The organism is Parasphingorhabdus sp. NYA22 (assembly GCF_976973735.1).
The window spans coordinates 1,692,578-1,713,242 of sequence record NZ_OZ333477.1 but is presented as its reverse complement, the minus strand read 5'-3'; the positions used below and the strand labels follow the sequence as shown (position 1 = coordinate 1,713,242).

The following is a 20,665-nucleotide window of genomic DNA, read 5'->3' as shown; positions in this document are numbered from 1 at the left end:
TTTATGAGTTAAATCAGGCCTGCCATCACCTTGGCAGTATCGATCATGCGATTGGAGAAGCCCCATTCATTGTCATACCAGCTGACGACGCGGACAAGCTTGCCGTCCATCACGGTTGTTTCGAGACTGTCGACCGAGCTGCTGGCCGGCTGATGGTTGTAATCGCTGGAGACAAGCGGCTTGTCTTCAAAGACCAGCACGCCCTTCATCGGACCTTCTGCGGCGGCTTTCAGCGCGCCGTTGATTTCCTCGACCGTGGTGTCGCGGCTTGGCGTGATTACCAGATCGACCAGGCTGACATTCGGTGTCGGTACGCGGACGGACGAACCGTCGAGCTTGCCGTTCAGTTCCGGCAGCACCAGACCGACAGCGCGGGCAGCGCCCGTTGTCGTCGGGATCATGTTGACCGCACCGGCCCGGGCACGGCGCATGTCGCTGTGCATCTGGTCGAGGATCCGCTGGTCATTGGTATAGCTGTGGATCGTGGTCATGAAACCGCGCTCGATGCCAACCGTGTCGTTGAGCACCTTGGCGACCGGTGCCAGGCAGTTGGTCGTGCAAGAAGCATTGGAAACAATGATATCCGATGATGTCAAGACGTCGTGATTAACCCCGAAGACGACCGTTTTCAGGTCACCCTTGGCCGGAGCCGAGATCAATACGCGTTTCGCGCCGGCATCGATATGCGGTTGCGCTGCATCCTTGGACTGGAAGAAGCCGGTGCACTCCAGCACGATGTCGATACCCATGGCGGCATGCGGCAGATCGCCGGGATTGCGTTCCGAGGTTACGGCGACTTTCTTGCCATTGACCATGATGTGATCGCCATGCGCAGTCACTTCACCGGGGAAGCGGCCGTGCACGCTGTCATAAGCGAAAAGCAGCGCATTGGATTCTGCATCGGCGAGATCGTTGATCGCGACCAGTTCAAAATTGTCATCATCGCGTTCCAATATCGCGCGGGCGACAAGACGGCCGATCCGGCCAAATCCGTTAATTGCTACTTTTGTCATCAATTCTGCTCCTTTGAATGCGAACTTGCTGGCCTTAGTTCAGCCAATTTTTTCTAGAATCTGCGGGGTAATGGCATCAGCGGTCAGACCGAAATGCGCGAAGAGATCGTCGATCGGCGCCGACGCCCCGAAACTGTCGATGCCGAAGCGCAGCCCGTCAAGACCGGTATAGCGCTCCCAGCCGAAGGTCGTGCCCGCTTCGATCGAGACCCGCAATATACCGTCGCCGCCAAGCAGACCATTACGATATTCTGCGGATTGATCGTCGAACAATTCGGTGCAAGGCATCGACACAACATCCGCGCCGGTTCCCGCCGCTTCCAGTTTCGCCGCAATAGCCAGCGCCAGCGATACTTCGGAACCGGTTGCGATCAACACGACGCGCCTGGCATTTTCTGCCGCCTTGGCGCGATATCCGCCTTGTGCGCAACGATTTGTGCTGACGTCGTCCCGGAAGGGCGCGAGACCCTGACGGGTCAACGCAAGAGTCGAAGGACCGTCGGACCGCTTGATAGCGAGCGCCCAGCACTCTGCCGTTTCGATCGCGTCAGCGGGCCGATATACGTGCATGTTCGGCATCAGCCGCAGGCTCTGGATATGCTCGATCGGCTGATGGGTCGGACCATCCTCGCCAAGACCGATGCTGTCATGCGTCATGACATAGACGACCCGGGCGTTCTGGATCGCGGAAAGCCGCATCGCGCCGCGGCAATAATCGGTGAACACCAGGAATGTGCCGCCGTAAGGAATGATACCGCCGTGCAGCGCCATGCCGTTCATCGCCGCTGCCATGCCGAACTCGCGGATACCATAATAGATATAGCGTCCCGAATAATCGTCTTTTGTCAGAGGCTTGGTCGAAGGAGTTTTGGTATTGTTTGAACCCGTGAGATCGGCACTGCCGCCGATCATCTCGGGCAGCGCCTCGGTGATCGCGCCCAGGGCCATTTCGGAAGCCTTGCGAGTCGCCCATTTCGGCGGCTCCTTGGCGAGGCCTTCCATATAGGTCTGCATCGCCGTGCCGTCCGGGAGCTCGCCCGACATGCGGCGCGTGAACTCGGCGGCCTGGGCATGGCCTTTCAGCCGTGCATCCCAATCGGCATGCGCCGCAGCGCCCTTTTCTCCCAATTGACGCCAAGACGCCAGAATATCGTCGGGAATGACAAATGGTTCGGAGTCCCATCCCAGCGCCGCGCGGGTACCGGCGATTTCCTCATCACCGAGCGGGGCGCCGTGGGTTGCCGATGTGCCCTGCTTGGTCGGGGCTCCGTAACCGATAACCGTCTTGCAGGCGATCAGCGATGGCCGGGGATCGGCCTCCGCTTCGCTCAGCGCCTTGCGAATGTCGTCAAAATCATGGCCGTCGCAGGAAACAACGTGCCAACCTGAGGCCCGATAGCGCGCCGGAATATCTTCACTTGTCGATAATTCCGTTCCGCCGTCGATAGTTATACCGTTATCATCCCAAAGAACATTAAGTCTTCCGAGACCCAGATGGCCGCCGAGACCGACCGCTTCATGGTTGATCCCTTCCATCAGGCAACCGTCACCGGCAATCACCCAGGTTTTGTGATCGACCAGATCATCGCCGAAGGTCGCGTTCAGATGCCGTTCGGCTATCGCCATGCCGACAGCCGTTGCAAAGCCCTGCCCCAACGGTCCGGTCGTCGTTTCAACGCCTTCCAGCTTGAAATTTTCGGGGTGCCCGGCGCAAGGCGAGCTGAGCTGGCGGAAATCCTTGATATCCTGCAACGTTGGCCGCGCATAGCCGGTCAGATGGAGCAAGGAATAGATCAGCATCGAGCCATGGCCGGCTGACAGGACGAACCGGTCACGATCGGCCCATTTCGGCGCCTTCGGATCATATTTCAGAAAATCGCTGAACAGGACCGTCGCCACATCCGCCATACCCATCGGCATTCCCGGATGGCCGCTGTTCGCCGCCTGCACCGCATCCATGGAGAGCGCTCTGATGGCGTTTGCCATGCTTTTTTCGGTAACGGTCATATCTAGTCTGATCCCCTGGATTGGACGCGTGAAAAAACGCAACGGAATGCCGCGATTCGCTATTTTGCCTCTTCCTTTGATGATCCAGCGACGCGGCGTCAAGGATCGCTTTTCATCATCCGGTGTTTACGGCGTCAGAATAGATTGATAGCAACGAAAGACGGGAACTTACCTGTTGGGAACAAGCTTTGGAAAATGCTCATGGACAATGAACGTGTCATCCTGGCCATCGGTCGGATCGAACGGGCGCTCAGTCGCATAGAATCGGCAGCCAGTATGACGAAGGCCGATGCCGACCCGGCGCTGGAAGCGCGCCACGAGGCGCTGAAAGCGGAAATGCAGCAGGCAATCCGGACGATAGACGGACTGATCGAGCGACAGGAGCACTGACATGGCGCAAATGAAACTGGAAATCGGCGGCCGCTCCTTCATGGTGACCTGCCAGGATGGCGAAGAATCCCATCTGACAAAACTGGCCGCGATGGTCGACGGAAAAGCGCGCGAATCCGGCGATCCGGCAGGACTAACCGAAAGCCGTATGCTGCTGTTCACGTCGCTGTTGCTCGCGGATGAATTGCACAGCGCACAAACCGCCAATGCCGCACCTGCAGAAGCCAGCGCGCCGGCCAAACCCGACCCGATGGACGAGCAGGCGATTGCCGCTCTGGAAAAACTGGCAGATCGTGCCGAACAATTGGCGAACAGTCTTGAGTAACGCCCCCATCGCGCCTAGATAGAGTCCGACGGGTACTGTCTGGCACGAGCTTGATACGAACATCCCTGAGGCGATATAACTTCCTAGGGAGCTGTCCCTGCCCGGATTGCGGACTGTTTTGCAGTCGGGTCCGAAGCACATGGCGCCCACCTGACGTAATAGGCGTCAGAGGATTTTCCGGCCAACGACCAAGACGGTCCCGTCACCTTTCCAAAGAAAGATATTTTTTTGAGTAGTTTAAAAGAGAAAAAGCAGAAACTACGTAAAGAATATAGAAGGCGGCGAGATAGCTTTGTCGGGCAACTGGATGCCGCAAGCCGCAACCTATCCTTCCGCCGCCCTCCCTCGCCTCTGGCCCGCCTGTTCAAATCGGGGCAAACGGTCGCATTCTACCGGAGCGTCGGCAGCGAAGCGCCCACCGGGCGGCTGATCGAATATCTGACAGAGACCGGCGTTAATATCGCCTTTCCTCGCGTAACGGATAACGGCGTGCTGGAATTCCGGCTGGTGACCGGCCCTGAATTACTCGAATCCGGATTCCGGGACATTCCAGAACCTGGCGACACATGCCCCCTCGCCGATCCGGACGTGATCATAGCCCCGCTTGTAGCCTTTGACCGGTCGCTGCGACGCCTGGGCCAGGGTGGCGGATATTATGACCGGAGCTTTGCGCAATATCCCGATGTACCCCGTATCGGCCTTGCCTGGTCGGTTCAGGAAGCAAGTGACATACCGACCGAGCCGCACGACCTGCCCCTGCAGATGATCGTGACGGAATGCGAAATAATAGAATGATACAGGATGACGCCATGACAGCAGAAATCGACACCAAGCCAAAGGATCAACCCAGCTGGCGCAAGCCGGTTGGCATGATATTGATATTAGTATTGATCTTGCTGTGGTGCGGCATTGCCGTAACCCTGATCGAAAAACTTAGTGCGCTGAATTTCTGGCTGCAATTGCCAGTCTATGCGATCCTCGGGATTGCGTGGATTTTTCCGATGCGCCCATTGTTGACCTGGATGAATACGGGGTCTTGGCGCCATTTCCCGGAAAACAAGGGAAATGGCGCGAGTGACGAGACTTGAACTCGCGACCTCCGGCGTGACAGGCCGGCGCTCTAACCAACTGAGCTACACCCGCTTATGTGCCTCTATAGGCGGTGAAGCAGCGCAAGTATAAGAGCGCTGCATCCCTGTCAACTACACTCTTTCGATTATTCTATATATTTCCGATCATGGCTCATTTCGTCGTCATATAAAGCCGTCCCATATCGTGGTGATGGAGACGGATTCCGGAATTCGCAGAACCAGCCGTGTACGGTCGGCATTGCCAGAAGTTACGCGCCATCATGGTAAACAGCGGGTTAACCGCGCCGAAATGACTGCTTAATACACTCAGATAAACGGCTGTTTTCCGTGCCTTTGTAAGACAGAAACCGCAAAACATCATTTATTTTCCGTTTACCAAATATTTTGCTTTCTTTGGCATATGACCGGCATGGAAAACGCACAGACACAGAATTTGGGATGCCGGTTGCCATTGCGAGCAGCTTCTGCCGTTGGTTGCCGACTGGCGCTTGCGATCGGGACGGCTGCCCTTGCCCTGGCATCGACTGCAGCGCAGGCAGCAGGCACGCTGGCCGGAACCGACATCGTCAATGTCGCCCAGGCTACTTATGACTCGCCCGAAGGCGGCACGCCGATCACGATCGATTCGAATACAGTCATCATCAAGGTCGACGAGCTGCTCGATGTCACAGTCGTTTCAAGCGACCCCGGTGACGTGGCAACCGCTCCGGCGCTGACCACACAGGTGCTTACCTATCAGGTCACCAATAGCGGAAACGGATCGGAAGCCTTCACCCTGTCGGCCGATACCGCAAAGCCCGGCGATGAATTTGACACCAGTTTTGAACAGACCATTCTCGATAGCAACGGCAACGGAGTCTATGACCCGGGCGTCGACACTATATATACGCCCGGCACCAATGATCCGGTGCTGGCGCCAGATGAAAGCATAGCGGTTTTCATCCTCTCGACGATTCCTGCTTCTGCCAATGACGGGGATCGCGCCGAGATCGAACTTTCTGCTGTCGCCAATACCGGCAACGGCACGCCCGGCACCATATTCGCGGGACAAGGCGATGGCGGCGGTGATGCCGTAATCGGCTCAACCGGCGCGCGCGATGCCGACAGCGGCTTTTTCGTGATCCAGGCCTCCGATGTCACTTTGACCAAAAGCGCGACCATCACCGATCCCTCGGGTGGTACGCAGCCGGTACCGGGCGCGGTCATCCTCTATCAGCTGGTTGCGACAACGGTCGGCTCCAGCGACGTGACCAATCTGGCGATCAGCGACGATATTCCCGCCGAGACCACTTATAAATCCGGAACCATCACGCTTGAAGGCGCGCCGCTCGGCGATGCCGCGAGCGACGGCGATGCCGGATCGTTCGACGGCGATTCGATCGCCGTGGCGCTCGGCACGGTTCCGGGCGGGCAAACACGCACCATCACTTTTCAAGTCGTCATCGACTGATTTCAATCGGGGTATAGCAAAATGATAAAAGCAATTTCTCTCGCGATAGCGCTGATGATGCCGGGCATGGCGATGGCGGCCAATAATGTCAGCCTGTCGAGCGATGTGTTCGTCGAACGCAAAGTGGCCAAGCCGAACGGCACCATGGCCCTGATCCTCGAACAGCCGACGACCGTCACACCAGGCGACAAGCTTGTGTTCGTCGTCAATTATAAAAATGTCGGCAGCGCGCCGGCTACGGATTTCTCTGTCACCAACCCGCTACCAAAGGCGGTGGCGTTCAATGGAACGTCTGATGGCACTGAAATTGTCTCCGTTGACGGAGGCAAAAACTGGGGCCCGCTTGCGGACCTCACTTACCTGAGCGGAAACGGCAATGTTCGTCCCGCTCTTCTGACCGATGTCACCCATGTGAAATGGACATTCAATCGTGCCCTTTCTGCAGGTTCGGGAGGGAAATTGGTTTTTCGCGGCACTGTGAAGTGACCGCAACCGTACCGGATCGCCGCGGGGTTAGGCGATCCAAATAAGTGAAACAGGAGACAGTTATGACCAGTATACTGAAACTTCTCGTTGCCACTAGTACCATTTCTGTAGCGGCGTTGGGTGCAAACCCTGCGTTCGCTGCAGATCTGGGCACTGATGCGGGCACGAGCATTACCAATACCGTAAGTGTAGCATATAGCGTCGGGGGGACCGGCCAGACCGCGGAAACCGACAGCGACGTGTTTGTAGTCGACCGTAAAGTGAACCTTGTCGTAGCCAAAAGCGATGCGGTGAACACATCGGTAGCGCCGAACGCGACGCAGCAGGCGGTGACCTATACCGTCAGCAACCAGACCAACGACACGATCGACGTGCTGTTGAGCGCCGAGCAACCGGCCACGGACGATTTCGACGTGACCGGCACGCTCACCTACTATCTCGACAATGGCACCACCGCCGGCGTTTTTGATGGCAGTGATACGCTGATCACCTATATCGACAATCTCGGCGAAGACAGCAGTGTTACGATCCACGTCGTGGCAAATATTCCCGGCGGCGTCGTCACCGGCGATCTGTCGGATGTCATTCTGATCGGCCAGGCGGCAGCCCATGGTGGCAGCGGCCTTCCGGCAACCGGTTCGGGCGTGCAGGGCCTTGCCTTCTCGGACGATTCGGGTGAAGCGGATGATGCTTCGGAAGTGCAGAATGTCTTTGCCGACACGGCGGGCACCGGAAGTTCCGATGGCGCTGGCGACGGCTATCACAGCGCAACGGACACGTATGAAGTGGCCGCTGCAGACATTACGGTTACCAAAACCAGCAGTGTCTTGTGGGATCCGGTCAACGGCAGCACCAATCCGAAAGCCATACCCGGTGCAATTGTCGAATATTGCATCGCCGTTGCCAACGCTTTGGGCAGCGCACCGGCAACAGGTGTCGCCATTTCGGATACGATTCCGGCCAACCTGGCATATTACAGCAGCCTGGCCACCGGCCCGTCCACGGTTCCGACCGTGATCGGCGTGGTAACCGAAGGCTCGGTAACCGGGTCCACCTGCAACGCAGATGGCAGCGGCACCGGAGCACAAGCTTCCGGTGTGGTTTCGGGCAATCTCGGTACCGTCGCAGCGGGCGAGACCGAAACCCTCATCTTCCGTGTAACGGTAGAATAGAGCCTTTCGCAATTTGACGGCAAACCGGCGCTTGTGCCGGTTTGCCGCTAAATTCCGGCTTTATCTGTGGGTAAATTCACCACCTTTTTCAAGCCAGTCGGTCTGGCTCTGGCTGCTTGCGCCCTCGGCGCGCCGGCCTCTACGGCACTCGCACAACCCGAGTTTGCCGAGGAGCAGCCGCACGCGCCCGATTTCGCGATCGAACAGGCGCAGCATCTGCCGCTGATCAGCAATATTGCGAGAGCGGAATGGGATATCGGTGGCCAACGGCTGCAGAAACCGTCCAATCGCATAGATATTCAGGTTGTGTCGCCTCCCTACGAGCCGCTCGAGGTCAGGATTTTCCACTTTACCGACCCGCCAGGATCCGAGAATTTCCCGATCGCGGAAACAATGTGCCGGCGTGCGCAAGGCAGTGTGCCGATCGAGCTCACCGGCGCCTTCGCAGGAACGCCCCGAAGCCCGGCCTCGGTCAGGCCGACCGACAATATCAGGGCCGGCGAGCCGCTGATCATCTCTATCATCGACGAAAACCGGAACCTGAATCCGCAGGCAATCGATAATTTCGACATATATCTGTCGACCCCGACCGGTGATCTCGAGCAGATAAATATTGTCGAGACAGCGGTCGACAGCGGCAGGTTTGTCGGGCTGATCAACACCGCTGCGGTCCCGCCTGCCCCGGTTCAGGGCGATTGCGTCCTGTCGGTCAAACGGGGTGAGACGTTCGACATCACCGTCCATGAAATGGGCGGCAACATGATCGGCAGCGCAAAAGTCGGGATCCTGATCGATCCGTTCGGCGAAGTTTTCGACAGCGCCGACGGCACACCGATTTCCGGCGCCCGCGTAACCCTGATCGACGCGTCCACCGGTCTGCCAGCGGACGTGTTCGGCGATGACGGGGTTTCGGCCTTCCCGAGCACGGTCGTCTCCGGGGAAAGCGTGACCGACAGCGGCGGCACGATCTACGATTTCCGCGACGGCTTCTATCGCTTCCCCTTTGCCAGAGCGGGCCGCTACCGCCTGCTCGTCGAACCGCCGCAGCCCTACAGCTTTGCGTCGGCGGCGACGCCCCAGCAATTGGCCGGATTACGGCGGACAGACGGGCTTCCCTTCACCATTGTCGACGGATCCTACGGCGGCATCATCGTCCTGAACGACCCGGCACCGGTCCGCGTCGACGTGCCGCTGGACCGGCCCGGTGCGCCGCTGCTGATCACAAAATCGGCCTCCACCGCCCAGGCAGCACCCGGAGACGCGGTTCAATATCGCATCACGGTCACAAATTCCGATGTCTTGCGGAGCACCGGCCAGATCACGATTTCCGACCAGCTCCCCGGAGCCATGCGCCTGAAGACCGGCACGGTCCGCTATAATGGCGACCTGATCACGCCCGGCATCGAGGCCAATGGCCGCGATTTCTCCGTCGAGGCACCGCCCCTGCTCCCTTCGGGCAGCGCGTTGCTGACCTATATTGCGGAAGTGCGGCAGGATGCGCAGCCGGGAGACGCGCTGAATCTCGCCTCTGCCCGCGATGATCGCGGCGCCACCAGTCCGACGGTTGACGCAATCGTCAGCATCGTTCGTGACGGCATTTCCGAAAGATTCACGCTTGTCGGCCGGATCACGGACGGCGGCTGCAGCACCGATCCCCGGACAGCAGCAGGCATCGGCAATATCCGCGTGATGCTGCAAGACGGGACCTACACGGTCACCGACAGCGACGGTCGCTATCATTTCGAGGGCCTCAAACCCGGCCTGCACGTGGTCCAGATCGATCCGTCGACCTTCCCGGCCGATAGGGCTCCGGTTGATTGCGCGCAGAACACACGGAGCGCAGGCAGCAATATCTCCCGCTTCGTCGAAGGCCGGGGCGGCGCGCTGAAACGCGCAGATTTCCGCGCCATAAAAGTCGCTCCCAGAGATATGAAAGTCGCAGAGAACTTCCATAAACCGGAAGTATTGTCGGATCCGGAAGCGGCAGGCGCTGGCCGTGACTGGGTTACCGGCGAAGAGCCAGGCATTGCTTGGCTCTTCCCCGAAGAAGAGCATAATCCGCGGGTTAAGGCGCTGCGCGTCGCGATCAAGCATCACGCCGGCCAGAGAATTGAACTGTCGGTCAACGGCAAAGCGGTCAATCCCCTCGCCTTTGACGGCATCAAGAAAAGCGCCGACGGCCAGGTCCGGATCAGCACTTGGCGCGGGATCGAGATCGAGGATCGCACCAATGTCCTGACCGCCCGCGTTGTCGACCGCGACGGAAAACTGGTTCAGCAACTGGAACGCAAGGTCCATTATGCCGGCAGCCCGCTGCACGCCGAACTGCTCAAGGACCGCTCGATTCTGGTCGCCGATGGCGTAACCCGTCCGGTCATTGCCGTGCGGCTGACGGACCGCGACGGCAAACCGGCACGCAACGGCATGGTTGGCGACTTCTCGGTTCCGGCCCCTTATTCACCCGCGATTGAAATTGACGCCCAGCAGGCCAACCAGCTTGCCGGCCTCGAACGGGGCAGACCCGTATGGCGGGTCGAAGGCGAGCAAGGCATCGCCTATATCGAGCTGGCACCGACCACCGCTTCCGGTTCGCTCAGCATCAGCTTCCCTTTCCGTGACGGCGAAGTCGAACGCGCCCAGCGGGTGGAAACCTGGCTCGATCCCGGCGACCGGCCGTGGACCGTTGTCGGCTTCGCCGCCGGTACGCTTGGTTTCAACACGCTCGACGAACGGCTCGAGGATCTCGCCGACGACGCAGACAATATCAACGTCGATGGCCGCATCGCGCTTTATGCCAAGGGCCGGGTGACCGGCAAATGGCTGATGACCCTGGCCTATGACAGCGACAAGGAAGAGGACGAAACCCGTTTCCAGGGCGTCATCGACCCGCGCCGCTATTATACCGTCTATGCCGATCGCAGCGAGCAACGCTATGATGCCGCTTCGATCCGCCGCCTCTATCTGAAGCTGGAACGGCCGCAATTTTATGCGCTGTTCGGCGATTATGAAACCGGCATCAGCGAGCCAGAACTGGCCCGTTACCAGCGCGCCTTCAACGGCATCAAGGCGGAATATAAAAGCGATCAGGTGCATCTCAACGGCTTTGCCGCGGATTCGCCGAACCGGTTCCGCCGCGAGGAAATCCAGGGCAACGGCCTGTCCGGCCCTTATGCCCTCGCCACCCGCGATATTTTGGCCAATAGCGAACGGATCACCTTGGAAACCCGCGACCGTTTCCGTTCCGAGCAGATCGTCGAACAGCGCGAACTGACCCGCCATATCGATTATGACATCGACTATCTCGCCGGAACGATCAGCTTCCGCGAACCGATACTCAGCCGCAGCAGCGATCTCGATCCGCAGTTCATCATTGCCGAATATGAAGTTCTCGGCATTGGCGGACGCAATCTCAACGCCGGTGGCCGCGCCACCTACCAGACCGCCGACGAGAAGCTGAAAGTCGGCGCGACGGCGGTGCATGACGAGGACGAGAGCGTCAAAACCGATCTGCTCGGCGTCGACGTCCGCTACCGGCCGGACCTCAAGACCGAATTCCGCGCGGAAATCGCCCTGACCGATAACGAGGCGAAAGACCTTTCCGCCACAAATAGCGGCAAAGCGGCAACCGCATGGCTGGTCGAAGCGGAACATCATGGATCGAAATTCGACATTCTCGCCTATGTCCGGCGTCAGGCCTCCGGCTATGGTCTGGGACAGCTGAACGCCGCAGAAAGCGGAACCCGCAAGTTCGGGATTGATGGCCGGGTTCGCGTTCGGGACAATCTGTCACTCGCGATCACCAGCTATCAGGAGAATTTCCTGATGTCGGATGCGCGCCGCCGTGCGGCGACCGCCGAGCTGGAATATCGCACCGGCAACACGTCTTTCCGCGCCGGCCTGATCTATGCCAATGACCGGCTCTCGGACGGCACGGTAAATGAATCCACCCTCGTCCGGCTCGGCGCGACCCAGCGTTTGTTCGGTGGCAAGCTGGAACTGGATGCGCAAACCGAATTTGCTCTGGGCGGTCAGGACGAAAGCATCGACTTCCCCGCCCGTCACAGCTTCTCGGCGCGCTATGCGGTGACCGAAGACATCAAGATCATCGGCACCTACGAGATTGCCGATGGCGAGAATATCGATGCCCGCACCGCCCGGATCGGCGTTGACGTCTCGCCCTGGAACGGCGCGCGTATCGTCAGCAGCATGAACCAGCAGGAAATTACCGAATATGGTCCGCGCAGCTATGCCGCTTATGGCCTGACGCAAAGTATTCCTATCGGCGACAAGTGGACCGTGGATTTCTCGCTGGATGGCAATGAAACCATCAGCGGATTTGATCGCAGCGATGTCATCAATAGCGAGCAGCCGGTCGCTTCGGGCGGTTTCCTCGGTAATGACGCGACGCTGACCGAGGACTTCCTCGCGGTCACCGCCGGTGCCACCTATCGGCACGCTGACTGGAGCTGGAACAGCCGCGCCGAATATCGCGACGGCGATATCAGCACCCGCTATGGCGCCACCACCGCTTTGCTCAAGCAGATCGGTGAAGGCAGCGCTCTTGGCGCACTGGCCAGTATATTCATTGCCAAAGACGAAACCGGCGTCAGCTCACGCATCATCGAGGCGGAAGCCAGCTGGGCGCACCGTCCATCGGACAGCGAATGGTCGTGGCTCGAGAAGCTCGAATTCCGGGAAGATCGCGTGCGCAACGCCGTTTCCGGCACATCGGGACCGATTGGCGGCGCGGCGCTGCTCGTCGACGGCGATGTCACATCGCGCCGAATCATCAACAGCCTGAGCGTGAACTACACGCCGGTCGATGCAGATCACGGCCTCTTCAAGGAAGCCGGAGAATATAGTCTCTTCTGGGGAAGCCGCTATGTTTTCGACCGTTTCGGTCAGGATGATGTCGAAGGCTGGAGCAATATCGTCGGCGCCGACGTCAAGTTCGACCTGTCCGACACGATCGATGTCGGCGGCCAGGCGACGGCCCGCGTCGGCAATGATTTTGACAGCATCGCCTATTCCGGCGGGCCGAGCGTCGGCATCACCCCGTTCAAGAACGCCTATATTTCGGTCGGCTATAATGTCGTCGGCTTCGCAGACCGCGACTTTGAAGAAAGCCGCTACACCAGAGACGGCCCGTTCGTGACCTTCCGGCTGAAATTCGATCAGGAAAGCCTGGGCGGCCTGGGGCTTTGAAGCTCGACTTCTTCTCCCGTGAGGGAGAAGGATACAAAGCCTTATGAGCGAAGCGAATTAGGCGGCGTTGGATGAGGGTGTTCTGTCCTCTGAAGCGCAGAACACCCTCATCCAGCTGCGACTAGGCAGCCAAGCTGCCAAGTCTTCGCATCCTTCTCCCTCGCGGGAGAAGGACTGCATTTGCCCCATTCCGTTCGCACTGAGCCTGTCGAAGTGCACCTATCGACGCGCGTTGTCCTTCGACAAGCTCAGGACGAACGGCAGTTCGCTCGCCCTCTTCAGTCAGCGAACAGCAGCACCGGCGTTTCCAGAAAATGCTTGAGCGCCTGCACATAGCTGGCCGCATCATAGCCATCGACCACCCTGTGATCACACGAAATCGACAGGTTCATCAGTTTGCGTGCGTGGATTTCGCCGTCGATGATCATCGGCCGTTCGACAATCTTGTTCGGTCCGATGATCGCCACTTCGGGACGATTGATCACCGGCGTGGTGGCGATGCCGCCGAGCGGGCCAAGAGACGTCAAAGTCAGCGTCGATCCGGTCAGTTCCTTCGCCGTCGCGCTACCATCGCGCGCGGCCGCAGCCAGACGGCTGATTTCCGACGATAATTGCCAGATATTCAGATCCTGCGCGTTGCGCAGAACCGGCACCATCAACCCTTGCGAGGTCTGGGTTGCCATGCCGAGATGGACAGCGCCATGACGCGTGACAAAGCCCGCCTCATCATCATAAGTTGCGTTGAGCATCGGGAAGTCGCGTAACGCTTTGCAGATCGCTGCAATCATCAGTGGCAAGATGGTCAGCTTGGCCCGCTCGCCGCGATTGGCATTGAGATCGGCGCGCATATCATCGATCTCGGTCATGTCGATTTCGTCGACATAGGAGAAATGCGGAATATTCCGTTTCGAATCTGCCATGTTTTGCGCAATTTTGCGCCGCATTCCGATGACTTTGATCTTTTCGTCGTCGCGTTTCTGCACGGCACCGGACGGACGATAGCCCTGCCCCGAACCATAGTTCAGATAGGCATCGAGATCGCTATGCCGGATATGCTCGCCCTGTGCCTTGACCTCGCTCAGGTCGACACCGAGATCGGCAGCGCGCTTGCGAACCGCCGGAGTAGCGAGCACCTTCTGACGGTCGTTTACCGGCGGCTTGACGTCGGAATTTGCTGGACTGACAGAAGCGTCTTCAGACTCTTTCTCAGGAGTTGTCTTGGCCGGAATATCTGGCATATTTTCTTTATTATCAATGACTTGATCTGCTTCCAAGACTTCAGATTCCAGTTGATCAGGCGCATCGGCAGCCGTACTGGATGCTTCCAACTCTTCCAGTTTCCCGGCATCGATCTCGCCCTCGACCTCGATCTCGACCAGCATCGAACCGATCGCGATAATGTCGCCTTCTTCACCCGCGATCGCGACAATCTTGCCCGAAACCGGTGCTTCCATCTCGACCGTCGCCTTGTCGGTCATGACATCGGCAATCTGGTCGTCTTCCGCGACAACATCGCCAACTTTGATATGCCATTTAACGATTTCCGCTTCGGCAATACCTTCGCCAATATCAGGCAGGTTGAATGTATATTTGCTCATGATTTCAGGTCCCTGACAATTTTCTCCAGCGCTTCACCGATCCGCACCGGACCCGGAAAATAGGCCCATTCCAGACTGTGCGGATAGGGCGTGTCAAATCCGGTCACCCGCTCGATCGGCGCCTCAAGATGATAGAAACAGCGTTCCTGCACCAGCGCCGACAGCTCCGCACCAAAGCCGCTCGTCCGCGTTGCTTCGTGCACGATCAGGCAGCGCCCGGTCTTCTTGACCGATTTTTCAATCGTCTCGATATCGACCGGCACCAGAGTGCGCAGATCGATAACCTCGGCATTTATGCCATGTTCCTCGACCACCGCTTTGGCGACATGGACCATCGTGCCATAGGCCAGAACCGTCACCGCATCGCCTTCGCGGACGATCTTCGCCTTGCCCAGCGGCACAGTATAATGGCCTTCCGGCACTTCGGACTCGGCAAATTTCGACCAGGGCGAAACCGGATTGTCATAATAGCCGGTGAACGGGCCATTGTAGATCCGCTTGGGCTCGAGAAAGAGCACCGGATCATTATCCTCGATCGAGGCAATCAACAGGCCCTTTGCATCATAAGGTGTTGAAGGAATTACAGTCTTCAAACCGGACACATGGGTGAACATCGCCTCGGGCGACTGACTGTGCGTTTGCCCGCCGAAAATACCACCGCCGACCGGCGACCGGACGGTCATGGGCGCCGTAAATTCACCGGCCGAACGATAGCGTAGCCGCGCCGCTTCCGAGATCAGCTGGTCCATGCCCGGATAGATATAATCGGCAAACTGGATTTCCGGCACCGGCCGCAAACCATAAGCGCACATACCCACGGCAGCGCCGATGATGCCGCATTCGGAAATCGGCGTATCGAAACAGCGCGTCTTGCCGAATTTTTCCTGAAGGCCGGCCGTCGCGCGGAAAACACCGCCAAAATAGCCAACGTCTTCGCCCATGATCACGACATTATCGTCGCGCTCCATCATCGTCTCGAGGCCGCTGTTGATGGCCTCTATCATGTTCATGACGGCCATTTGATTTCCCGTTCTTTATTCGCTTGCGCCGCTTGCTCTTTGAGATGCCAGGGCATTTCCTCGAACACATCCTGAAACATGGTTTCAAACGGCTGATGCAGGCCGTGACCCAAAATGCCGTTTTTGGCGGCTTCGGTGACCGCTTCCTTGACCGCTGCGAGACATTCCGCGTCGAGCTGCTCCTGCTGTTCGACACTCCAGACACCGCGATGGATCAGATACCGTTTGAGCCGCATGATCGGATCGCCGAGCGGCCATTCTTCCCGTTCCTGCGCGCTGCGATAGGCGGTCGGATCATCGGACGTGCTATGGGCTTCCGCGCGATAAGTGAAATGTTCGATCAGCGTCGGCCCCTGATTGGTCCGCGCCCGTTCTGCCGCCCAGCTTGTGGCCGCATAGACCGCCAGCGGATCATTGCCATCAACACGCAACGCGGCAATGCCATAGCCGGCACCACGTGCGGCAAAGGTGGTCCGCTCTGCCCCGGCGAAACCGGAAAAAGACGAAATTGCCCACTGGTTGTTGACCACATTCATAATCACTGGTGCATTATATACTGCGGCAAATGTCATCGCAGCGTGAAAATCACCCTCCGCAGTCGATCCCTCGCCGCACCAAACGGCGGCAATCCGGCTGTCACCCTTGCTGGCGCTGGCCATCGCCCAACCCACTGCTTGCGGATATTGGGTCGTCAGATTGCCCGAAACGGTGAAGAAATTCAGTTCGCTCGAACTGTACATGATCGGCAGCTGGCGGCCCTTGAGCTTGTCCGCCTTGTTCGAGAAGATCTGGTTGACCATCTCGATCATCGGATAACCGCGAACGAACAATATGCCCTGCTGGCGATAGCTCGGGAAACACATGTCATCGCCGTGCAATGCCATGGCGGCGGCAACCGAAGTCGCCTCTTCGCCAGTGCATTTCATATAGAAGCTGGTTTTACCCTGACGCTGCTGGCGATGTAGCCGATCATCAAAAGTACGCACCTGCACCATCGTGCGGAGCATCTTGAGCAATATTTCGTCATCCAGCTTTGGATCCCACGGACCGACGGCTTTATGATCATCATCCAGCACACGGACCATATCATAAACCATATCCCGCATATCTTTGGGTGCAGTGTTTATGTCTGGCCGCGCCTGCGCGCCGGCTTCGGGAATATCGAGATCGCTATAGTCAACCACATCGCCCGGACGGAATTTCGGTTCGGGTATGTGCAAAGTCAGCGGCGGCAAATTGCTTTTGGTTTTTTCATCAGCCATCAGGCCTCTCCAGCAAGAATCGCGCAGTTGTTGCGCTGCAATATTCGTTCAACAAGCTGTTACAATATTACAAAACGCAATTTAGGTCAATCTCCCTGCCCTTTTGATCACTCAAACAGCTACCGGCGCGGAGATATGCCGTTGGGGGTGATAATCCTGCACCTCGAAATTACCGATATCATAGCCAAAAATCGAACCGGGCTTGCCGAGAATTTTCAGTTTCGGAGCGCCCGAAGGCTCACGCGAGATTTGCTCTTCGACCAGATCGGCGTGATTGAGGTATAGATGCACATCACCGCCATTCCAAACCAGTTCTCCCGGTTCCAGATCGCATTGCTGTGCGATCATCCGGATTAGCAGCGCCGCCGAAAAGACATTGAACGCAAAGCCGAGGCCGAGGTCACAACTGCGCTGATAAAGCAGCCCCGACAATTTCCCGTTGGAGACATAGAACTGATAGGTCTTGTGGCAGGGGGGCAAAGCCATCTGGTCCAGTTCGGCAACATTCCAGCCCGTAAAAATATGACGCCGGGAACCGGGATTATTCCGGATTCCCTCGATCAGCAATTCAATCTGGTTGATGCCCTTTTCCTCGCGGCGATACAGCCCCTCGCCTGCTGGCGTATAGCGCGGCCAGTCGACCCATTGCTTGCCATAAACCGGACCGAGATCGCCCCATTTTGCAGCGAAACCGTCATCTTCGATAATCCGCTGTTCAAAAGCGTCCCGGTCCAGTTGCTCGCCGGTTTCCTTGCGATATTTGGCGAGTGGCCAGTCCGTCCAGATATGTACCTTCTGCTTCACCAGCTCGCGGATATTTGTATCTCCGGTCAGGAACCAGAGCATCTCGCGTGCCGCCGTTTTCCAGAAAACACGCTTTGTTGTCAGCAGCGGAATAGCGTCGTCGGCAAGATCAAAGCGCATTGTGACCCCGAAAATGGCGCGCGTGCCGACACCGGTGCGATCGATACGTTCATCACCCTGCGTCCAGATTTGACGCATCAGGTCGAGATATTGCTGCTCATAATGCTGTCCGGGAATCAAACCATCAAACTCCAACTAATGTTCTGCAAACGCTAGACCGCTCTGTGGATATCCTCAACCAAATCCGGTGACAGATATGATCGCACTATAGTTTTGACGACGCGCCTTGCCGATGGCTTGAACCGCAAATCAGACTGGCATATAATGGGCGCATCACATCCCTCGCGCCGAAAAAAGCGAGTAGATCGGGAAGTAGCTCAGCCTGGTAGAGTACTGCGTTCGGGACGCAGGGGCCGGAGGTTCGAATCCTCTCTTCCCGACCACCGGTTTCTCAAACATGCCTCCAGATCTTCCAGAAAAGCTGGCCACGGCAAAGGCTGATGACCGGCATTAAGATGGAAAATGATCCGATAAATAGACGTTAACCTTATCTTGATCATAGCCATGTAGTGCCTTCAATCATGAGCACGCGTGTTTTAATAGTCGATGACCGGCCCACCAATCTGCGGATCTATGCGCAGTTTGTGACGCTGATGGGGGAAAAATATTCCGCCGTCACCTATGCTGATCCCGTTGAGGCGCTGGAATGGCTGCGCGACAACAAAGCAGATTTGATGGTTGTCGATTATCGAATGCCCCAGATGAACGGTGCGGAATTCATCCGCAAAGTCAGGCTGATGCCCGGTGCCAACGAAATACCTGCTATTGTCATTACGGCGCATCAAGATCGCGAGTGCCGACTTGCCGCGCTTGATGCAGGTGCCACAGACTTTCTACAGAGCCCGGTTTCGCATGTAGAATTCTGTAGCCGCGCTTTATCGTTGCTGACCAAAAGCAAGAAAAGTGTGACGCTGCGCAAGCGCGCGTCGGAAATCGGCCGCAAGCATGCCGCGTTCGGCGCAGCAGCCTCAAACGAAGGCCCTTCAGGCAAAAGCATGCTTGAGCAAATCATCGATACAATCCCGATCATGATCAACGCCACCGACCGTTCGGGAAAATGCCTATTTACCAACGCTTATCAATCGGCCTTGTTTGATAAAGACCCGGACGAGATGGTGGGCACGGATTTTGCCAATAATTTCGAACCCACCTTGGCGGCCAACACCCGTCGACGCGATGCAATGGTTTTAAAATCAAGCCTTGCCATTCCGCATTATGAAGAGAAAATCACCAGCGACGGTGTTGATCTGATTTTTCATTGCAACAAATCACCATTGCTTAATCATAAGGGTGAGACGATTGGCGTTTTGACAACTGCAGTTGACATTACAGCCCGAAAATTTGCCGAGGAACATAGAACACATCTGGCATTGCATGACATGCTGACGGGACTGCCCAATCGCGTGCTGCTTGCCGAGAATGTTAAATCAACCATTGCCAATTGCAAGACTACCAACAGCCAGGCCGCCCTTCTGCTGCTTGATCTGGATCGCTTCAAAATCATCAACGATACCCGCGGTCATCATAGCGGTGACGCGCTTTTGCGCGAAGTTGCGGAACGCATTTCCAAGGTCATCGGCCCCGAGGATTTTGCAGCACGCATTGGCGGCGACGAATTTGCGGTCATTTTGAACAAGTTCGAAAATATTGATTCGATCAATTCGCGCTGTTCCAAAATATTGAAAGCGATCAGCGAGCCCTATGCGATTAGTGGTGTGGGCCAGGTTATCAGCGCATCAATCGGCGTAAGCCTGATCCCCGATGACGGCGATGAATATGAGGAAGTCCTGCGCATGGCCGATCTCGCGATGTATGATGCGAAGGCCAACGGGCGCAATTGTTACCGGTTTTTCTCGGACGACATGAACGAAATTGCCCAAGCCGATGCCGCGTTGGAAAACGAATTACGGGACGCATTTAACGAAAACCAGTTCGCGCTTGAATATCAACCGATTGTCGATGCCAAGACTCTAGAATATGTCGGCCTGGAAGCTCTGATCCGATGGGATCATCCGCGTCGGGGCCGGTTGCTGCCGATCCAGTTCATTCGGGTTGCCGATGAAAGCGGACTTATGGATATTCTAGGCCGATGGGTGATCGGTGAAGTGTGTCGGGAAATAAAATCCTACGCAGACCGGGGCATTGATCTGCCACGCGTTGCTATCAACGTTTCCCCGCGACAGTTCCAGAACCAGAATCTGTGCGATGAATTGCTGGAAAATATCAGGGCCAACGGCATCGAACCGTCGAAAATCACTATCGAGATCACCGAAGAATTGTTGATCGACAATAACGAACAAGTCAGAGCGACGCTTCAGCAGATACGCAGCAGTGGCGTCGGAATTTCCATAGACGATTTCGGAACCGGCTATTCCTCTCTGCAATATCTGAGGGACTTGCCCGCCAATTGCCTGAAAATTGATCGCACCTTTATCTCCCGCATCGAGCATAGCCCGGCCGATCGCGCGATTATCGGAACCATCGCGCATCTGGCGCATGCGCTGGACATGCGTGTCGTCGCCGAAGGGGTTGAGAATGATGCACAGCTCGATCTGCTGCGCGTTTCGGGATGCGACGAGATTCAGGGATTCAAGATTGCGCGTCCGCAACGGGCCGAAGATCTCGGAAAATTGTTTGACGGTCGGAAAAATGATCCGCCCAGTCGTGCAGCAGAAGGCTAATCAACTTGCTATCCGCCTCAAAAAACGCGCCGACGAGGTCGC

Annotated in this window: 16 protein-coding genes and 2 tRNA genes; 11 read left to right on the top strand and 7 right to left on the bottom strand. The window is 57.3% G+C overall.

All coding sequences use genetic code 11. The features are described 5' to 3' along the window. Positions 1 to 8 precede the first annotated feature (8 nt). The gene (gene gap / locus ACWFTY_RS08270; RefSeq protein ID WP_447526787.1) at positions 9 to 1,016 is read right to left on the bottom strand and encodes a type I glyceraldehyde-3-phosphate dehydrogenase; all 1,008 of its coding nucleotides are present in this window, start codon (positions 1,014 to 1,016) and stop codon (positions 9 to 11) included. Between the two features lie 36 nt (positions 1,017 to 1,052). Further along, positions 1,053 to 3,020 carry a transketolase gene (gene tkt / locus ACWFTY_RS08265; protein WP_447526786.1) on the bottom strand — a complete coding sequence of 656 codons (1,968 nt, stop codon included), beginning with the start codon at positions 3,018 to 3,020 and terminating at the stop codon, positions 1,053 to 1,055. Between tkt and ACWFTY_RS08260 the strand changes: the two genes are divergently transcribed. From ACWFTY_RS08260 to ACWFTY_RS08240, 5 genes are all read left to right on the top strand, one after another. Next, on the top strand, positions 2,986 to 3,168 hold the full coding sequence (locus ACWFTY_RS08260) for a hypothetical protein (RefSeq protein WP_447526945.1): 183 nt from the start codon (positions 2,986 to 2,988) through the stop codon (positions 3,166 to 3,168). The two genes, tkt and ACWFTY_RS08260, sit on opposite strands and share 35 nt — an antisense overlap. A gap of 53 nt (positions 3,169 to 3,221) precedes the next feature. Next, a complete protein-coding gene (locus ACWFTY_RS08255; RefSeq protein WP_447526785.1) occupies positions 3,222 to 3,410 on the top strand; it encodes a hypothetical protein in 189 nt (62 codons plus the stop codon). 1 nt (position 3,411) lies between these two features. Further along, positions 3,412 to 3,735, top strand: coding sequence for a cell division protein ZapA (locus ACWFTY_RS08250; protein ID WP_447526784.1), 324 nt, complete (start codon positions 3,412 to 3,414; stop codon positions 3,733 to 3,735). A gap of 228 nt (positions 3,736 to 3,963) precedes the next feature. Continuing rightward, positions 3,964 to 4,530 carry a 5-formyltetrahydrofolate cyclo-ligase gene (locus ACWFTY_RS08245; RefSeq protein ID WP_447526783.1) on the top strand — a complete coding sequence of 189 codons (567 nt, stop codon included), beginning with the start codon at positions 3,964 to 3,966 and terminating at the stop codon, positions 4,528 to 4,530. A gap of 14 nt (positions 4,531 to 4,544) precedes the next feature. After that, positions 4,545 to 4,823, top strand: coding sequence for a DUF2842 domain-containing protein (locus ACWFTY_RS08240; RefSeq protein WP_447526782.1), 279 nt, complete (start codon positions 4,545 to 4,547; stop codon positions 4,821 to 4,823). Here ACWFTY_RS08240 and ACWFTY_RS08235 read toward each other — a convergent pair. Continuing rightward, positions 4,802 to 4,878: transfer RNA gene (locus ACWFTY_RS08235), tRNA-Asp, on the bottom strand. The genes ACWFTY_RS08240 and ACWFTY_RS08235 overlap by 22 nt on opposite strands. A 348-nt stretch (positions 4,879 to 5,226) precedes the next feature. On the opposite strand from ACWFTY_RS08235, the gene ACWFTY_RS08230 reads away from it, so the two are divergent. The 4 genes from ACWFTY_RS08230 to ACWFTY_RS08215 all read left to right on the top strand — a co-directional run bounded on the left by ACWFTY_RS08230 (position 5,227) and on the right by ACWFTY_RS08215 (position 13,139). Continuing rightward, complete coding sequence (locus tag ACWFTY_RS08230; RefSeq protein WP_447526781.1) at positions 5,227 to 6,276, top strand: hypothetical protein; 1,050 nt, start codon at positions 5,227 to 5,229, stop codon at positions 6,274 to 6,276. Between the two features lie 21 nt (positions 6,277 to 6,297). Further along, positions 6,298 to 6,762 carry a hypothetical protein gene (locus tag ACWFTY_RS08225; RefSeq protein ID WP_447526780.1) on the top strand — a complete coding sequence of 155 codons (465 nt, stop codon included), beginning with the start codon at positions 6,298 to 6,300 and terminating at the stop codon, positions 6,760 to 6,762. Positions 6,763 to 6,824: 62 nt separating this feature from the next. Beyond that, positions 6,825 to 7,934 carry a hypothetical protein gene (locus ACWFTY_RS08220; RefSeq protein WP_447526779.1) on the top strand — a complete coding sequence of 370 codons (1,110 nt, stop codon included), beginning with the start codon at positions 6,825 to 6,827 and terminating at the stop codon, positions 7,932 to 7,934. A 66-nt stretch (positions 7,935 to 8,000) separates the two neighbouring features. Continuing rightward, positions 8,001 to 13,139 carry a hypothetical protein gene (locus ACWFTY_RS08215; RefSeq protein WP_447526778.1) on the top strand — a complete coding sequence of 1,713 codons (5,139 nt, stop codon included), beginning with the start codon at positions 8,001 to 8,003 and terminating at the stop codon, positions 13,137 to 13,139. A gap of 278 nt (positions 13,140 to 13,417) precedes the next feature. Here the strand turns inward: ACWFTY_RS08215 and ACWFTY_RS08210 are convergent, their stop codons facing one another. The 4 genes from ACWFTY_RS08210 to thyA all read right to left on the bottom strand — a co-directional run bounded on the left by ACWFTY_RS08210 (position 13,418) and on the right by thyA (position 18,062). Continuing rightward, positions 13,418 to 14,737: a dihydrolipoamide acetyltransferase family protein gene (locus tag ACWFTY_RS08210; protein WP_447526777.1), complete on the bottom strand. Its 1,320-nt coding sequence runs from the start codon at positions 14,735 to 14,737 to the stop codon at positions 13,418 to 13,420. Beyond that, positions 14,734 to 15,756 (bottom strand): alpha-ketoacid dehydrogenase subunit beta, encoded by a 1,023-nt coding sequence (locus ACWFTY_RS08205; protein ID WP_447526776.1) that lies wholly within the window; start codon positions 15,754 to 15,756, stop codon positions 14,734 to 14,736. Before ACWFTY_RS08205 ends, ACWFTY_RS08210 begins: the two co-directional genes overlap by 4 nt. After that, positions 15,744 to 17,018, bottom strand: coding sequence for a thiamine pyrophosphate-dependent enzyme (locus ACWFTY_RS08200; RefSeq protein WP_447526775.1), 1,275 nt, complete (start codon positions 17,016 to 17,018; stop codon positions 15,744 to 15,746). The genes ACWFTY_RS08205 and ACWFTY_RS08200 overlap by 13 nt, the downstream gene beginning before the upstream one ends. Positions 17,019 to 17,129: 111 nt before the next feature. Continuing rightward, positions 17,130 to 18,062, bottom strand: coding sequence for a thymidylate synthase (gene thyA, locus ACWFTY_RS08195; protein ID WP_447526774.1), 933 nt, complete (start codon positions 18,060 to 18,062; stop codon positions 17,130 to 17,132). 186 nt (positions 18,063 to 18,248) lie between these two features. Here thyA and ACWFTY_RS08190 point away from each other — a divergent pair. Then, positions 18,249 to 18,325: transfer RNA gene (locus ACWFTY_RS08190), tRNA-Pro, on the top strand. A gap of 138 nt (positions 18,326 to 18,463) precedes the next feature. Next, complete coding sequence (locus ACWFTY_RS08185; protein ID WP_447526773.1) at positions 18,464 to 20,623, top strand: EAL domain-containing protein; 2,160 nt, start codon at positions 18,464 to 18,466, stop codon at positions 20,621 to 20,623. Positions 20,624 to 20,665: the final 42 nt, after the last annotated feature.

What these genes read in the sequence shown, in the direction of transcription:
- ACWFTY_RS08260 (WP_447526945.1), top strand. Translation starts at nt 2,986, where the DNA reads ATGGCGTTTGCCATGCTTTTTTCGGTAACGGTCATATCTAGTCTGATC.
- tkt (WP_447526786.1), bottom strand. Translation starts at nt 3,020, where the DNA reads ATGACCGTTACCGAAAAAAGCATGGCAAACGCCATCAGAGCGCTCTCC.
- ACWFTY_RS08255 (WP_447526785.1), top strand. Translation starts at nt 3,222, where the DNA reads ATGGACAATGAACGTGTCATCCTGGCCATCGGTCGGATCGAACGGGCG.
- ACWFTY_RS08250 (WP_447526784.1), top strand. Translation starts at nt 3,412, where the DNA reads ATGGCGCAAATGAAACTGGAAATCGGCGGCCGCTCCTTCATGGTGACC.
- ACWFTY_RS08240 (WP_447526782.1), top strand. Translation starts at nt 4,545, where the DNA reads ATGACAGCAGAAATCGACACCAAGCCAAAGGATCAACCCAGCTGGCGC.
- ACWFTY_RS08230 (WP_447526781.1), top strand. Translation starts at nt 5,227, where the DNA reads ATGACCGGCATGGAAAACGCACAGACACAGAATTTGGGATGCCGGTTG.
- ACWFTY_RS08225 (WP_447526780.1), top strand. Translation starts at nt 6,298, where the DNA reads ATGATAAAAGCAATTTCTCTCGCGATAGCGCTGATGATGCCGGGCATG.
- ACWFTY_RS08220 (WP_447526779.1), top strand. Translation starts at nt 6,825, where the DNA reads ATGACCAGTATACTGAAACTTCTCGTTGCCACTAGTACCATTTCTGTA.
- ACWFTY_RS08210 (WP_447526777.1), bottom strand. Translation starts at nt 14,737, where the DNA reads ATGAGCAAATATACATTCAACCTGCCTGATATTGGCGAAGGTATTGCC.
- ACWFTY_RS08205 (WP_447526776.1), bottom strand. Translation starts at nt 15,756, where the DNA reads ATGGCCGTCATGAACATGATAGAGGCCATCAACAGCGGCCTCGAGACG.
- ACWFTY_RS08200 (WP_447526775.1), bottom strand. Translation starts at nt 17,018, where the DNA reads ATGGCTGATGAAAAAACCAAAAGCAATTTGCCGCCGCTGACTTTGCAC.
- ACWFTY_RS08185 (WP_447526773.1), top strand. Translation starts at nt 18,464, where the DNA reads ATGAGCACGCGTGTTTTAATAGTCGATGACCGGCCCACCAATCTGCGG.